Below are 15821 nucleotides of genomic sequence, written 5' to 3'. Positions count from 1 at the left end.
AAAAAATCTAACCGCTTATTTGGTTAAAAGTGTACTAAATCATTAAATAACGCAAAAATCATCAAGCTTAATACAAAAGCCATTCCTAATTTTTGGAAATTAATTTCAACTTTCTCTGACAATGGTTTGCCTCGAATAGCCTCTCCAGCCAGTAATAATAATCGCCCGCCATCTAGTGGCACAATAGGGAAAAGGTTCATTACACCAAGATTTACACTAATTAGTGCCATAAAACTTAGATAATAAACAAATCCAATTTCAGCCGTAGTACCAGCCCCTTTCGCCATTGAAATCGGACCTCCCATATTTTTAATTGAGAGTTCACCTGTAATTAAATTACTAATAAATTGTAGAATACTTTTAATGAGTGACCATACTTTTTCAAGGCTTTTTTGAAACCCTGTAAGCATATCATACTTTAGTTCGGTTCGATACTTATCCGCTAAGGGTTCATACGTTGGTGTAATTCCAATTACATAACGTTCATTTTTATCTGATTTAACAGGCATTACCGATAAGGTTTTTCTTTCCCCTGCTCGTTCAATAATAAATTCAACTTCTTTACCTAATTGAATCTGCTCAACCAAATTTAGCCAATCAAATTCCTGTTGATTAACAGATATTATCGTATCCCCAGCCTGTAACCCCACCTTTTCAGCGGGCGATTGTTCGACTACTTGCTTGATAATTGGTTCAATAACCGCACTCTTCGGACGAATACCTAAAGTAGTGAGCGGGCTTTGTTTATTTCCTTCCACTTGCCACTGCGTTAAATCCAAGTAAAAACGTTTTGGAGTTGTTTCGTCTATTAACTGCCCTGAGATTTCAATATCTTTAGAACCAACTTTACCGATTAAAGCTAAAGTTGTATCTTCCCAATCTAATACATTGCGACCATTCACTTGGGTAATCTCAAACTCTGGTAATACACCTGCTTTAGCTGCGATAGAATCAGGAATAACACTTCCGACCACTGGTTTTACTGTTGGCATACCAATAACAAAAACACTCCAATATGCCAATATAGCAAATAAAAAATTAGCCACAGGACCTGCTGCAATAATAAATGCTCGCTGTTTTACCGTTTTACTTTGTAATGATTGATTTTCAGCTAACTGATATTCTGGCTCACCATTGTACATCTGAACATATCCACCCAATGGAATGAGTGAAAAAACAAATTCAGTACCTTGTCTATCTTTTTTTCGCCATAATACCTTGCCAAAGCCAATAGAAAACCGTAGTACTTTTACTCCACATTTTCGAGCAGCCCAAAAATGTCCATATTCGTGAACAAAAACTAATACACAGATGAGAACAAAGAAAGCTAGAATTGAAGTCACACGCTATCCTATTATAAAAAGAAGAGAAAACCTGTGGCAAATATAGGCACAGCCGCTGTTAAACTATCAATACGATCTAAAATCCCACCGTGTCCTGGAATTAAATTGCTACTATCTTTAATCCCTGCTTGGCGTTTAAACATACTTTCGCTGAGATCACCTAATATTGAAATCGCAACAGTAATGGTAGAAAGAATAACAAATGAAGTGGTATTCAGCTCTCGACCAAAAACATCAGCAGGTGCAAAATGCAAGAAAATCATCGCAATTAACGCAGAAGTCAGAACACCACCAATCGCCCCTTCCCAAGATTTACCAGGTGATACTTTTGGTGCTAATTTATGTTTGCCAAAAGCTCGCCCAGCAAAATATGCTCCTGAATCAGCCCCCCAAACTAATAAGAATACATAAAGTAATAAGAAAGCACCTTGATATTCGTTACTATTATATTGGTAGAAACGCAACGCTAAAGTGCCTAACATAAATGGAATAAGTGTACAAAAACCAAAAATAAATTTTGCACTCACTGATTTAGACCAAAATTTTGATGATTTAGGATAAGAAATAACTAAGATGGTTGCAATAATCCACCAAATACCCCCTAAGAAAAGAAAAGGTGCTGTACTATCGGTTAGAAACTTTGCAGCTTGAATATAATCAGTAGCGGCAATGATTGGAAAAAAGAGCAAACCAGCGGTCATAAATGCTACTAAAGCACGAGCAATCGGTCTCTTAAAACCAACAAACTGAGCCCATTCCCACATTCCTAATACAATAATACCAGCTAATGCAAGGGTAAAAAATAGAGGTGAAAGCCAAAATAATGCCATTAATGCTATGGCAATCATTACAATTGCAGATAAAACACGTTGTTTAAGCACTTTTCATTCCTTTTTAAATTATAAATTAACAACCACCAAATCGGCGATCACGTTGTTGATAGACACTAATCGCCTTCGCAAAATGCTCTTCATCAAAATCGGGCCATAGCACAGGGCTAAAAAATAACTCTGCATACGCAATCTGCCATAATAAAAAATTACTAATACGCTGTTCACCACTAGTTCGAATAAGTAAATCTACCTGTGGTTGATCTTCTGTGACTAATGCTTGTTGAAAACGTTCTGGGGTAATTTGTTCAACTGTAAGAATGCCTTGTTTAACTTCTGTTGCTAGTTGTTTTGTGGCATTTACAATATCCCAATAACCACCATAGTTTGCTGCAATATTTAAGATAAGCCCCGTATTTTGAGATGTAAGCTGTTCTGATTGTTCAATCCTTTTTTGCAAACTCTCACTAAAGCGAGATTTATCACCAATAATTTTTAAGCGAATATTATTTTGATGTAATTTTTTTACTTCTGAATCTAAGGCTTTCATAAAGAGCGTCATTAACGCAGAAACTTCAGCTTCGGGCCTATTCCAGTTTTCACTACTGAAGGCATAAAGTGTTAAGACCTTAATCTGATGTTTTGCTGCAAAATTAACAGCAGATCTGACCGCTTTGACCCCATTTTGATGGCCAAAAATACGCAGTTTACCTTGCTGTTTTGCCCAACGACCATTACCATCCATAATGATCGCAACGTGTTGTGGCATATTAAGTGGGTCAAAATTCACTGAAAAATACTCTCTATTAAATCAACTTATTTGCTAATGCAAAATTTGGTTAATATACCATAAGCAAAACATATCTAAAAATGATTTTAACTTTTGTATTGTTATTAAAAATTATCTTTTTTCTGACGTAATTGAACAAATGTATCTAAACTTTCTGCTTTTAAAAATGGATTGATCTGCTTTTCAATACCAATTGTGGTGGGCAAAGTAGGCTTCTGATGAGAACGCAATATGTCAGCTTGCTCTTGATACTCAAATAATACGCAATTATCTGGCATTACTGCTTGTGCAAATTTTAAATTACTTTGAGTATATTCGTGGCCTGCATAGACCTCGACCCAATCAGGTAAAGCATTAAAACGTTGTAGAGTATCAAATTGAGCTTGGTAATTCCCCGTAAATACTCTGCCACAACCGCCAGAAAATAATGCATCACCACAAAATAACCAACGATTACCCACTAAATAGCTGATATGTTTTTCGGTATGCCCTGCACTTTCGATCACTCGAACATCATATTCCCACAAGGAAAAATACCCTTCAGGTTCTACAAGGTGAGTAGCTAATTCACTAACTTCTGATGAGCCATAAACCACCAAACTCGGATAATGCGATAGTAATTCAGGTACGCCGTCAGTATGATCACGATGATTATGTGTTAATAAAATAGCGGTGGGATTAAGCTGATTTTTTGCAAGATAGTCCAATACTTTTTTGGCTTCACTAGGATCAACAATAACGACTTCGTTTTGATGTTGTATCAGCCAAATATAATTATCTGATAATGCAGGAATAGGGATAATTTTTAACATTTTGTCTCCGATATCTCTTACAAAAATAAATGGGCAATTTTCTGCCCATTCAGTATATTTATTAAAGTTGCTCTAAACCGTTCTCACACCACTTCTGTTTTTCGCTAATAGCGTGATTAAGTAGTCGATCATTTTCTGGTAATGATGCACGAGCAGCTTCGTGATGCCATAGATGGTAAGCAATTGCGGCAAATTTAAGATTAGCTCGTTTTCCACCATTATTAAAAAAACGTACCACAAATTCGCTATCTTCACGCCCCCAACCAACAAAATCATTATTAAAACCGTTAATCGCCATTGCATCTTCCTTGAAAAAGGCCATATTGCAACCACGCACTGCGTGAAGATTTTGTTTCTCTCTGCGTAAAAATAATGATGATAAAAATGGTAAATGTAACGCAGATAAGCGTTTTTCTAGGCGTTTTTCCAAGCCTTTTTCATACCATTTTAATGGTCTGTAAGCGGTCGGATTTTGTAACAGTTTTGCGGTTTTTTCTTCCGTTAAAACTACTCTTCCACCTTGTACAAATAAACCTTTTTTGGCAGCATTTCTATGATCTGCAATAAATTCAGGGTGTAAGACCATATCACCATCAATAATCACAATATAATCGTTATCCGCCATTGCTAAAGCTCTATTACGCGATTGTGCTAAACGAAAACCATCGTCTTCTTGCCAAGCGTGTTTTAATGGAATAGGGAAAACCTGCTGTAAACGGTTAATGACTGCACGCGTATCTTCTCTTGAGCCATCATCTGCTACAATCACTTCATTTGGCATTACTCTCTGGTGCAATACAGAATATAGCACTGCCTCTAAAGCATCAGAGCGATTATAAGTTGTAATAATTAAAGAGGTTGTTAGCTTTTGATTGGCTTCATTTAATTTGACATATTTGTAATAAGAACCACAGGCATTAGCAAATGAAATTACGAAACCGTCCGTACCAGATAAAATCCCTTTTTTTAAAATATAATTTTTGAAGAAAGCAGAAATACCGTGTGAAACTGCACTAAATATCGAACTACGTTTACGAAATTGCTGCTGTTTAGCAAACAAGCTCGTATATTGTTGCATCTTATTGATTAGCCCTTCCGCACCATCAAAAGAATAATGCAGAAAATGCTGTTTTAATCTAATTGTTTCAATATGTTTATCAATGACTAACGATTCGTGAACCTGTTTATCATTAAATTCCACGACTGTTCGATGATACATTCTTTTCACATAATCAGGATACCAACCACACGTTTTAATCGGCTTACCTCGATAATGGTTGATCCGCAAAATTGCATAAACCTTATTTATTTGACTAAGATCTAGCTGACGAATTTCTTCAACCAATTCAGCAGAAAAAATTTCATCGCTATCTACATTGATAATCCAATCATAGCTTGCCAAACTTGCTGCTAGGTTTTTCATTGGTCCAAAACCAATAAAAGAATGATGGTGAATTTTGACATTATCAAACTGGCTTGCAATCGCTAAAGAATTATCTGTTGAACCATTATCCAACACAACAATTTCTGCAAAATTAGATAGACTTTGCAGACTTTGTGCTAAGTATTTTTCTGCATTTTTGACCAGCATCGTAACAGTGATGGGTAGCTTATTCATTGTATCGCCTTATCTATTTATTTTAAGAATAACGCAGCCGCACCACGAACACCACCAGAATCACCGTGAATGGCTTTTTTGAATACGGGGACTTTTGCACTACGCATTAAATGTGGTGGTAACGCTTTTGGTAAAGCTTCATAAATATAATCAAAATTAGATAAACCACCGCCAAAAACAATCATATCGGGATCTAAGGCAGTAATTAGATTACCAATACTAATTGCCATTAGCTCAATAAACATCTCAACGAATTTAACCGTTTTTTCATCGCCTTGATGGAAACGGGTAATAATTGTTTTAGCATCAATTGCTTCACCCACCAAATCACGATAAAGCATTTCAAAACCACGCCCTGAAAGATAAGTATCTAAGCAAGCACTATTACCACAACCGCAAGGATAGATTGGCGCATTATCCCACCCTAATAATTTTAGTGCGTGATAGTTAAGTTGAATATGTCCAACTTCTCCTGCCATTCCAATACGCCCCGAATGGATTTTACCGTCAAAAACAAATCCACCACCAAAGCCCGTACCTAAAATTAAGCCTAAGACAGTAGAATATTGTTGGTTATTTTCATCCCACGCTTCTGAAAGGGCAAAACAGTTAGCATCATTCTCGGCTCGGACTTCTCGTCCTAAACGCTCGGTCAAATCTTTAATAATAGTTTTACCGTCTGCCACTTTAATATTAGTAATCTCCGCAACACCCGTTTCACGATTGACAAAACCCGGTAATCCTAAACCAACTGAACCTTTGGTATTAAATTTTGCATCAGCATTACGCACCAAGGTTTCAATAGTATATAACCAATCGTCATAACTAGTTTGTGGGGTTGGTACACGTTCGCTATACAATTTCTCTAATTTATCATTAAATACCGCAAGCTCAATTTTTGTTCCGCCAATGTCTAAGCCATAATAATAGTTCATTGTTACCCTCTCTTTTTAAACCGTTGCCATTGTGATAGATAAGGAATTACCCAAACGAAAATAATCAAGTGAAATACCCACGAGATCAACGTACTAACAAATAGATCAATAGGATAGTGCATTCCCAAACGTAAACGACTGATCAACATCAAACCAGCCCATAAAATTGCAAAAATTTGAGTCAAAATAACCGCTTGCCCACTTAATCTAAATAAAAAGCCTGCAAAAACTAATAGCCAAGATACCGAAAAAATCGTATGCCCAGATGGAAAAGAATAACCTAATTCATCGGCTTGATGTTCCGTTACAAACGAGATATCAGGCTGGCTAAAGGTTAAAACCTGTTTTTCTTGTTCAACTTTTGGTAACGCATAAAAACGTTCTGTTTCTGTTTGGAACATCTGAGTAACAAAAGGACGTGGTTCTTTAAATACCGCTTTTGCTCCTTCTTTAATAATTTGTGTGCCGACTACCGAACTTGCACAAATAAAGCCAACTAAAAACCACGAATAATGTTTACGGGTAAGCCACATTAACCATAACATAAATAGTACACAGGTAATCAGAGCATAAGGAGTAGAACCAGTTTCAGTGAGAATAAATAACCCCAAATCTAGCTCTCTCATCTGTAAATTTGTATCCAACGCCCATTGCCACTCTATTGCCCAAGCCACAAGTGGAATAATTAACATCAAAAATGTAAAAAATGTGAGTTTTTTGATCACGCCATTACCCTTATAAAACTACGCTTTATAAAAAAACCGCTTGGCTAACAAGCGGTCTGTTCATTACTAAATTTGCAAATTAAATCGCTTTTGTTGCTTTCGGTAAGTGAATTTTCTTCTCTTCACTTTGACGATATAGCACTAAAACGTGTCCGATTGTTTGTACAGATACAGCTTTAGTTTCTCGCACAATCGCATCAATAATAAGCTGTTTAACTTCACGATCTGCCCCTGCAATTTTCACTTTAATCAATTCGTGATGATTAAGTGCATTTTCAATTTCTGCAAGCACACCTTCGGTTAATCCATTAGCGCCTAGCATTACAACGGGGTTTAAATGGTGAGCTAAACTTTTTAAGTATTGTTTTTGTTTGGTTGTTAATGTAATTGACATTTATATTGCCTTAATGGATAAAAATTATGGTGAAAATAGCATAAATCACTACTTTTTTAAAGCTGATTCAGTACTTACCATTCTCAAATGGTTGTGCTTAACACAACCATTTGATGCTGTTTAAATTGTTGATAAAGATCTGATACCTTTTGCCCATTGGGTAGTTTTAGATCGGGGGTTAGATCATATAACGGTACAATCACAAACTCACGATTATGCATATCATAATGAGGAACAGTTAATCTTTCCATTTGAATTTGCTGATTATCATAAAGCAAAATATCTAAATCTAAGGTGCGTTCCCCCCAATGGCGTAAACGTACTCTTCCTTGTTCATTTTCGATACTCTGTAATTTATCTAGTAATTCAATAGCGGTGAGATCCGTATCAAATTTTACTACTGCATTTACATAATCAGGTTGATCTTGTGGTCCTAATGGTTTACTGCCGTAAAAAGGGCTAACCGATAAATTCATTGTAAATGTTTGCAATGATCTTACCGCTTGTTTAAGCTGATCGATAGGGTTATCTAAATTAGAACCTAATGCAACATACGCCGTATGTATTGTTTTTTTCATTTTAGCTTATCCTTGATTCAGATTATTACCACTCACTGATTTTTTCTTACGGTAGAATTTACGGCGTGGTTTACGCTTTTTCTTTGTCTCCTCATCACGAAAAGTTGGGATATTCTTCACATTTTTCAGCAAATCACTCCGTTGATTTTCGTTACTAAACTGAAATTCGTGCCACCACGCACTTAATTCAACTAAATCACCACCTTCAATTTCTGCTCGCATTACCAGCAAGTCAAATCCAGCTCTAAATTTAATATGCTCTAATGTCTGCTGAGGCCGTTTACCCGTACGTTTTGGAAATTGGAATTGCAAAGCCCAAATATCGCGAATAACAGAAGTATAGCGGCGATGTAGCGCAACTGATTTGGCACTTTGAGCCAAAATCTCGTTAGCCGCCAACATCATCGCATCGTGGCTATTTAAGCCCCCTTCATTTTTTAATTCATCAATTTTTTCACGCAATGGATACCATAATAGCGCAGCAAATAAGAATGCTGGATTAACTCTTAAATTATCACGAAGGCGTTCATCAGTTGAGTTTAGTGCTTTTACAATCATTCTCTCTGTATTGGAATCACTCTTTTCGGTAAAAAATGGGGCTAAAACAGGGAATAATTGTTCAAATAAACCATATTTACGCATCAATTCATAGGTTTTTAACCCATAACCTGATTGTAATAATTTGAGTGATTCATCAAATAAACGAGCTGGCGGAATGTGGCTAAGCAGATGTGTCATTTTGCGGATCGGTTCATCGCTCTCACGCACTAAAAACATATCTAGCTTTGCCATAAAACGTACAGCACGCAACATTCTCACAGGATCTTCCTGATAACGTATAACAGGGTCACCTATCAGTGATAAACGACTTGCTTTAAGATCTTCAATACCATTAAAAAAGTCAAAAATTAAATTATGCGTAACATCGTAATAGAGTGCATTGACGCTAAAATCGCGGCGTTCAGCATCTTCACGCAAAGTACCATAAACATTATCACGCAATAGCATTCCTGAATCGCTCGTTTTTGACATCTTTTCGTTAGCATTGTTGTGGTGTTCCGCTCGAAAAGTTGCAACTTCGTAAATTTCTCGACCATACACAATATGTGCTAAACGAAAACGGCGACCAATTAAACGACATTGACGCCCAAAAATTTTCTGAATTTCTTCTGGGCGAGCGTTGGTTGCGATATCAAAATCCTTCGCTTTATAACCTAGCAGTAAATCACGAATACAACCACCCACAATATAGGCTTCATAACCACTTTTCTGCAATTTAGTTACAATAGAAATAGCATTATTGGGAAAGTCTTTTAACCCGATACCAAACTGGCTTGCATTCACAGTAAATTTTTTATGCACAATATGTGCTGGAACTGCTTGCTGATGAGATTTACGATGACGTTTTTTCTTTGCAACCGAATGCACATCAGTATTATTTAATACTGAATGAGCTAAATTTGTGGAAGACTGTAATTCCGTTGTTTCGACAAACGATTGCTTTTTGCTCTTTTTGGAGCGAGAAAAAAGCGACTTAATATAATTTAAAATAAAACACCTCAAATTTGGAGACAAAAATTTATCAATAAAAAAGAGGATAGCTATTGCTATCCGCTTTTCTATCTCGCTAATTTAATTAGCCACCCATTTGTTTTTCACGGATTTCAGCAAGAGTTTTACAATCAATACATAAATCCGCTGTTGGACGTGCTTCTAAACGTTTTAATCCGATCTCTACGCCACACGCATCACAGTAGCCATAATCACCAGAATCAAGTTTGATTAACGTTTGTTCAATTTTTTTAAGTAATTTACGCTCACGATCGCGATTACGCAATTCTAAGCTAAACTCTTCTTCTTGAGTTGCACGGTCAGCAGGATCTGCAAAGTTAGTCACATCATCTTGCATTTGGCTCTTTGTACGCTCTGCTTCTTCCATTATTTGTGCGTGCCACGCTTTTAAAATTTTGCGGAAATGCTCAATTTGAGCATCATCCATATATTCTTCATCTTTACCTAGTTGATAAGGATTTACACCAGCCAAAGCTAATAAACTAAGCGAAGTGGTATTTGCCACTTTAGTCATAGGTCACTCCTGTTTTTTGTGATATTTCCCTAATAATACAACTACAGCGTTTAGGGGCTTTTAAATAAAGGCGCGTATAAATAGCAGAAGTCTTAACATTTAGCAAATGAATTTTTCTAACTTTACTGATCTTTTAATGAGTAATTATCGCTTTTAATTGTTATTTTGCTACCGCAAACGTTTGCTTTAATGGTATAATTCGCCGTCTTTTTATTTTATGAGGTTTTTTCTGTGACAACACAACTAAGTTATAAAGATGCAGGCGTTGATATTCACGCAGGTAATGAATTAGTCGAACGAATCAAAGCAGATGTTAAACGTACACGTCGCCCTGAAGTAATGGGGGGATTAGGCGGTTTTGGTGCATTATGTGCATTACCAACCAAATATAAAGAGCCTATTTTAGTATCTGGTACTGATGGCGTAGGTACAAAATTACGCCTTGCTATTGATTTAAATAAACACGACACTATTGGGATTGATTTAGTTGCGATGTGTGTGAATGATCTTGTTGTACAAGGTGCAGAACCGCTCTTCTTTTTAGACTATTACGCAACAGGTAAACTTGATGTTGATGTAGCAAGCTCTGTGATTAAAGGTATTGCAAATGGTTGCGAACAATCAGGCTGTGCATTAGTTGGTGGTGAAACAGCAGAAATGCCTGGAATGTATCACGCTGGTGATTACGACCTAGCAGGTTTCTGTGTAGGTGTTGTTGAGAAATCTGAAATTATTGATGGCTCAAATGTAAAAGTTGGGGATACCCTGATTGCATTGGGTTCAAGTGGCCCACACTCAAATGGCTATTCACTTATCCGCAAGGTATTAGAAGTAAGTGGAGCAAAAGCAGAAGATCTACTTGAAGGAAAACCATTAAGCGAGCATTTCTTAGCACCTACTAAGATCTATGTAAAATCAATCTTACAATTAATTAAACAAACAGATGTACACGCTATTGCTCACTTAACAGGTGGTGGTTTCTGGGAAAATATCCCTCGCGTATTACCACCAAATGTAAAAGCGGTTATCAATGAAACAAGCTGGGAATGGCAACCTGCATTCAAATGGTTACAAGAGAAAGGTAACATTAGTCGCTATGAAATGTATCGTACTTTCAACTGTGGTGTAGGTATGGTTATTGCATTACCTAGTGCAGATGTTGAAACCGCATTAGCTTTATTAGAACAAGCTGGCGAAAATGCTTGGGTGATCGGTAAAATTGAAAATCGTGAACCAAACGCAGAGCAAGTGGAAATTCTGTAAAATATTTTCTTAAACTAACCGCTTGCAAGAGTGCAAGCGGTTCTTTTTTTCTTAAAATTTACAAAATATGAAAAATATTGTCGTCCTGATTTCAGGTAATGGCTCAAATTTACAAGCTATTATTGATGCAACTACTTCTGGCTATATTCACGGAAAAATTGTTGCAGTAATATCGAATAAACCGACTGCTTACGGTTTAGCACGAGCCGAAAAAGTGAATATTCCTACCTTTGTTTTTTCTCGCAAACAATTTACAGATAATCTTGCAATGGATACTGCTATTGCTGAAAAAATTGAACAATTAAATGCTGATTTGATTGTGCTTGCAGGCTATATGAAAATTCTTACACCTGAATTTACTCAACGTTTTACAGGTAAAATTATCAATATTCACCCTTCTTTGCTACCTAAGTATGCTGGTTTGAATACTCATCAACGAGCAATGGATGCTGGTGATACCGAACACGGAATGACAATCCATTTTGTGAACGAAGAAGTAGATGGTGGTGCAATCATTCTTCAAGCCAAAGTACCAATCTATCCTGATGATGTATTAGATGATGTTATTGAACGAGTATATGAACAAGAACATCGTTGCTATCCTCTTGTTATTGAATGGTTTTGTAGTAACAGGCTATATTTAGAAAATGGCAAAGCCTATTTAGATAAGCAAGAACTTGCACCACACGGCTATGCATTCGAATAAAAATCAAAAATTTTAATTTCTTAAGATTTTTTTAAGATTTTGCTGGTCTAATAGCATCGTAAACACGAAGTAGAATATTTCTACACAGACTGATGACAAACCTTAATTTGTTGATTTAATGAGTGGACGCCAAGCGTGGCGTCCCCACACAAAAAAAATAAAATGTTTATTTTTCAATTGGTTATAGTTTTTCCTTGTAGGGACGCCACGCTTGGCGTCCGAATGAAAAAAGACTTTGTCAACAATCTGAGTAGAATATTCTACATTTTTTAACTTTAATCTTTTGGAGATTTTTAATGAAAAAATTAATCGCTTTAACCGCCACCTTAGCTATTTCTACATCAGCATTTGCAGGATTCCAAGGTAATTCAAATAATGGTGGTTTTAACGGTGGTTCTAGCTCTACACAAAATGTTTCAACCGTTGCACAAGCGAAAAAAGCTTACGATGACACCTATGTTTCATTAAGCGGTTATATTGTAAATAAAGTTGGCGATGAAAAATACACTTTCAAAGATTCAACAGGTCAAATTCGTGTAGAAATTGATGATGATTTATGGGGTGGCTTACAAGCAACACCAAAAACTAAAGTAAGAATCTACGGGCAAGTTGATAAAGATGATGGCAGAACTGAAATTGATGTAAAACGTATTTCTCGTTAATTTGGAGTAAGATAATGAAACAATTAGCAGCTATCTCAATCGTTGCCGCTGTTTTAGGCTTAACAGCCTGTAATAATAACACAATGCATCAACAACAAACTTTTGGTGCAAATACACCATCACAAACCATTAGTATTAAACAAGCATTATCTGCTCGAGATGACAGCTATGTGACCATCGAAGGTAGAATTTTAAGTCAGGTTGATAATGATGAATATATCATTGCAGATGAAAGCGGTCAGATTCGTGTAGAAATTGACAACCACATTTGGCGTGGACAAAATGTTTCTTCGCAAGATAAAGTTCGTCTTTATGGTGAAATTGATAGTGAATGGAACAAAACTGAGCTAAAAGTACGCGAGCTTACTATTATCAAATAGTTGATTTAAAAGCACCTAATTTCAGGTGCTTTTTCTTTATACACCTTTCTTATAAAAAAAACTAATCCGAATCGGTAATTTATATCGCCCTACCCTTTGTAAAAATATGATTTAGATCACATTTTTTTGCTACTAAAATCGCTATGATTACGCCATAAATTGTTACATCACTAGAAGGAACATATTATGAGTAATACACGTATTGAAGTTGATTTATTAGGTGAACGCGAAGTTTCAAATGATGTTTATTGGGGAATCCATACCCTAAGAGCTGTTGAGAACTTTAACATTTCTAAGAGTGTTATTTCGGACGTTCCAGAATTTGTTCGTGGTATGGTAATGGTAAAAAAAGCTACTGCCCTTGCTAATGGTGAATTAGGTGCAATTCCGAAAAAGGTAGCAAAAGCAATCGTACAAGCTTGTGATGAGATTTTAGTAAATGGTCGCTGTATGGATCAATTCCCATCTGATGTTTATCAAGGAGGAGCTGGTACTTCAGTTAATATGAATACCAATGAAGTAGTTGCCAACTTAGCCCTTGAAATTTTAGGTCATAAAAAAGGTGAATACCAATATGTAAATCCAATGGATCACGTCAATGCAAGCCAATCGACTAATGATGCTTACCCTACTGGTTTCCGTATCGCTGTTTATAACAGTATTATGCACTTAATTGCAAAAGTACTTTACTTACAACAAGGCTTTGAGAACAAAGCCAATGAATTTGCCAATGTATTAAAAATGGGACGTACTCAATTACAAGATGCAGTTCCAATGACTGTTGGACAAGAGTTTAAAGCGTTCTCAGTATTACTTGATGAAGAAGTCAGAAACTTAAAACGCACCGCTGAATTACTGTTAGAAGTAAACTTAGGAGCAACAGCAATCGGTACTGGATTAAACACACCAACAGGTTATGCTGAACTAGCGGTTAAATATCTTTCAGAAGTCACACAATTACCTTGCGTCCTATCAGAAAACTTAATTGAAGCAACCTCTGACTGTGGTGCTTATGTAATGGTACACGGTGCATTAAAACGTACCGCAGTAAAACTTTCAAAAGTATGTAATGACTTACGCTTACTTTCATCAGGCCCACGTGCTGGTTTAAATGAAATTAACTTACCAGAACTACAAGCAGGCTCATCAATTATGCCAGCAAAAGTAAACCCTGTTGTACCAGAAGTAGTAAACCAAGTTTGCTTTAAAGTTATTGGTAACGATACTGCAGTTACCTTTGCTGCAGAAGCAGGTCAATTACAACTCAACGTAATGGAACCAGTTATCGGACAAGCTATGTTTGAATCCATTGATATTCTTTCAAATGCTTGTGTAAATTTACGCGATAAATGTATTGATGGTATTACCGTAAATAAAGAAATCTGCGAAAGCTATGTATTTAACTCTATCGGTATCGTCACTTACCTAAATCCATTTATCGGTCACCACGAAGGTGATATTGTAGGTAAGATTTGTGCAACAACAGGCAGAAGTGTGCGTGAAGTGGTATTAGAAAGAGGCTTACTCACAGAAGAACAACTTGATGATATTCTTTCTGTGGAAAACCTAATGAACCCACAATACAAAGCTAAACGCTTTGAAGATGAATAAATTTTAAACACAATAATTCAAAGGTAGATTAATTGAACAATCTACCTTTCTTGCTTTAAGGTGCGATCAATAAAACGGTGTAAACACACTATCAGCATTCACCTTTCAATATGAAATAAATCCTGCTGACATTTGGTTCGATTATTCGCAAGGAAAACAGACCTACAAAGAACTCACCATTAAATATAAATGCTCAGTTAAAACTATTCAGCGATATATTGATAAATCCCCTAAAACCACATTAAAAACGTCTATTTCAAGGTAAATAAATATTATGAAAAATATTTATTTACCTCCAAAAAGTAGGTGTAATAGAAAAAACTAAAGGGCTAACTCTGTTTTAGAACTAGCCCTTAATAATAAATCTATTTAATAAAATAGATGGATAAATTATTCTGAAACTACGTTGATAGTTACAGTTGCATTTACTTCTGCGTGTAAGTGTAACTTCACTTCGTGTTCACCAGTAGTACGTAACGCACCTTCTGGAAGACGAACTTCACTTTTTGTTACTGCAACGCCTGCTGCTGTGATTGCATCAGCAATATCACGAGCACCAACAGAACCGAATAAACGACCGTCATCACCTGCTTTTGATGTGATTACGATAGCTGCTAAGTTAGCTAATGATGCTGCACGAGCTTGTGCTGCTGCTAATGCTTCAGCTGCTTTAGCTTCTAATTCTGCACGACGAGCTTCAAAATGAGCAATGTTTGCTGCTGTTGCCATAACTGCTTTACCTTGTGGGATTAAGTAGTTACGAGCGAAACCAGCTTTAACGGTAACTTGGTCACCAACAGTACCAAGTTGAGCAACTTTGTCTAATAAAATAACTTGCATTGTACTCTTCCTCTCTAATTACTGATGATTGTCAGTGTATGGAAGTAACGCAAGGTAGCGTGCACGCTTGATTGCACGAGCTAATTGACGTTGATACTTCGCACGAGTACCTGTGATACGGCTTGGAACAATTTTGCCGCTTTCTGAAATGTAGTTCTTTAATGTAGCGATATCTTTGTAATCGATTTCAACAACATTTTCCGCTGTAAAACGGCAGAACTTACGACGACGGAAATAACGTGCCATTT

Annotated in this window: 18 protein-coding genes; 5 read left to right on the top strand and 13 right to left on the bottom strand. The window is 36.4% G+C overall.

Annotation, left to right across the window (positions count from 1 at the left end; all coding sequences use genetic code 11):
- Positions 1–23 precede the first annotated feature (23 nt).
- The 11 genes from rseP to dksA form a co-directional block, all read right to left on the bottom strand.
- Positions 24–1343 (bottom strand): RIP metalloprotease RseP, encoded by a 1320-nt coding sequence (gene rseP, locus ACWIW0_RS00510; RefSeq protein WP_454451760.1) that lies wholly within the window; start codon positions 1341–1343, stop codon positions 24–26.
- A gap of 11 nt (positions 1344–1354) precedes the next feature.
- Positions 1355–2224, bottom strand: coding sequence for a phosphatidate cytidylyltransferase (locus ACWIW0_RS00505; RefSeq protein ID WP_454451759.1), 870 nt, complete (start codon positions 2222–2224; stop codon positions 1355–1357).
- Positions 2225–2249: 25 nt separating this feature from the next.
- A complete protein-coding gene (uppS, locus tag ACWIW0_RS00500) occupies positions 2250–2963 on the bottom strand; it encodes a polyprenyl diphosphate synthase (RefSeq protein ID WP_454451758.1) in 714 nt (237 codons plus the stop codon).
- Between the two features lie 104 nt (positions 2964–3067).
- A complete protein-coding gene (gene gloB, locus ACWIW0_RS00495; protein WP_454451757.1) occupies positions 3068–3775 on the bottom strand; it encodes a hydroxyacylglutathione hydrolase in 708 nt (235 codons plus the stop codon).
- A gap of 61 nt (positions 3776–3836) precedes the next feature.
- Positions 3837–5393: a glycosyltransferase family 2 protein gene (locus tag ACWIW0_RS00490; RefSeq protein ID WP_454451756.1), complete on the bottom strand. Its 1557-nt coding sequence runs from the start codon at positions 5391–5393 to the stop codon at positions 3837–3839.
- Between the two features lie 17 nt (positions 5394–5410).
- Positions 5411–6328 (bottom strand): N-acetylglucosamine kinase, encoded by a 918-nt coding sequence (gene nagK / locus ACWIW0_RS00485; RefSeq protein WP_454451755.1) that lies wholly within the window; start codon positions 6326–6328, stop codon positions 5411–5413.
- Between the two features lie 2 nt (positions 6329–6330).
- Positions 6331–7020: a phosphatase PAP2 family protein gene (locus ACWIW0_RS00480; RefSeq protein WP_454451754.1), complete on the bottom strand. Its 690-nt coding sequence runs from the start codon at positions 7018–7020 to the stop codon at positions 6331–6333.
- 112 nt (positions 7021–7132) lie between these two features.
- Positions 7133–7447: a ribosome assembly RNA-binding protein YhbY gene (yhbY, locus tag ACWIW0_RS00475; RefSeq protein ID WP_454446288.1), complete on the bottom strand. Its 315-nt coding sequence runs from the start codon at positions 7445–7447 to the stop codon at positions 7133–7135.
- An 83-nt stretch (positions 7448–7530) separates the two neighbouring features.
- Positions 7531–8025: a 2-amino-4-hydroxy-6-hydroxymethyldihydropteridine diphosphokinase gene (folK, locus tag ACWIW0_RS00470; RefSeq protein ID WP_454451753.1), complete on the bottom strand. Its 495-nt coding sequence runs from the start codon at positions 8023–8025 to the stop codon at positions 7531–7533.
- A 6-nt stretch (positions 8026–8031) separates the two neighbouring features.
- A complete protein-coding gene (gene pcnB, locus ACWIW0_RS00465; RefSeq protein ID WP_454451752.1) occupies positions 8032–9588 on the bottom strand; it encodes a polynucleotide adenylyltransferase PcnB in 1557 nt (518 codons plus the stop codon).
- Positions 9589–9661: 73 nt separating this feature from the next.
- Positions 9662–10111 (bottom strand): RNA polymerase-binding protein DksA, encoded by a 450-nt coding sequence (gene dksA, locus ACWIW0_RS00460; protein WP_454446283.1) that lies wholly within the window; start codon positions 10109–10111, stop codon positions 9662–9664.
- Positions 10112–10342: 231 nt separating this feature from the next.
- Here dksA and purM point away from each other — a divergent pair, with 231 nt between their 5' ends.
- From purM to aspA, 5 genes are all read left to right on the top strand, one after another.
- Positions 10343–11374: a phosphoribosylformylglycinamidine cyclo-ligase gene (gene purM, locus ACWIW0_RS00455; RefSeq protein ID WP_454446282.1), complete on the top strand. Its 1032-nt coding sequence runs from the start codon at positions 10343–10345 to the stop codon at positions 11372–11374.
- Between the two features lie 67 nt (positions 11375–11441).
- Positions 11442–12080 (top strand): phosphoribosylglycinamide formyltransferase, encoded by a 639-nt coding sequence (gene purN, locus ACWIW0_RS00450; RefSeq protein ID WP_454451751.1) that lies wholly within the window; start codon positions 11442–11444, stop codon positions 12078–12080.
- A 296-nt stretch (positions 12081–12376) separates the two neighbouring features.
- The gene (locus ACWIW0_RS00445; RefSeq protein ID WP_454451750.1) at positions 12377–12742 is read left to right on the top strand and encodes a YgiW/YdeI family stress tolerance OB fold protein; all 366 of its coding nucleotides are present in this window, start codon (positions 12377–12379) and stop codon (positions 12740–12742) included.
- Between the two features lie 14 nt (positions 12743–12756).
- Positions 12757–13122, top strand: coding sequence for a YgiW/YdeI family stress tolerance OB fold protein (locus ACWIW0_RS00440; protein WP_454451749.1), 366 nt, complete (start codon positions 12757–12759; stop codon positions 13120–13122).
- Between the two features lie 186 nt (positions 13123–13308).
- The gene (gene aspA / locus ACWIW0_RS00435; RefSeq protein ID WP_454451748.1) at positions 13309–14733 is read left to right on the top strand and encodes an aspartate ammonia-lyase; all 1425 of its coding nucleotides are present in this window, start codon (positions 13309–13311) and stop codon (positions 14731–14733) included.
- A gap of 390 nt (positions 14734–15123) precedes the next feature.
- On the opposite strand, the gene rplI is transcribed toward aspA, so the two are convergent.
- Positions 15124–15573 carry a 50S ribosomal protein L9 gene (rplI, locus tag ACWIW0_RS00430; RefSeq protein ID WP_157395510.1) on the bottom strand — a complete coding sequence of 150 codons (450 nt, stop codon included), beginning with the start codon at positions 15571–15573 and terminating at the stop codon, positions 15124–15126.
- 18 nt (positions 15574–15591) lie between these two features.
- On the bottom strand, positions 15592–15819 hold the full coding sequence (gene rpsR, locus ACWIW0_RS00425; RefSeq protein ID WP_005598105.1) for a 30S ribosomal protein S18: 228 nt from the start codon (positions 15817–15819) through the stop codon (positions 15592–15594).
- Positions 15820–15821 lie beyond the last annotated feature (2 nt).

It is taken from the genome of Ursidibacter sp. B-7004-1 (assembly GCF_053654055.1).
Note: the sequence above shows the minus strand (reverse complement) of the source record. Positions and strands in the feature narration are given on the sequence as shown.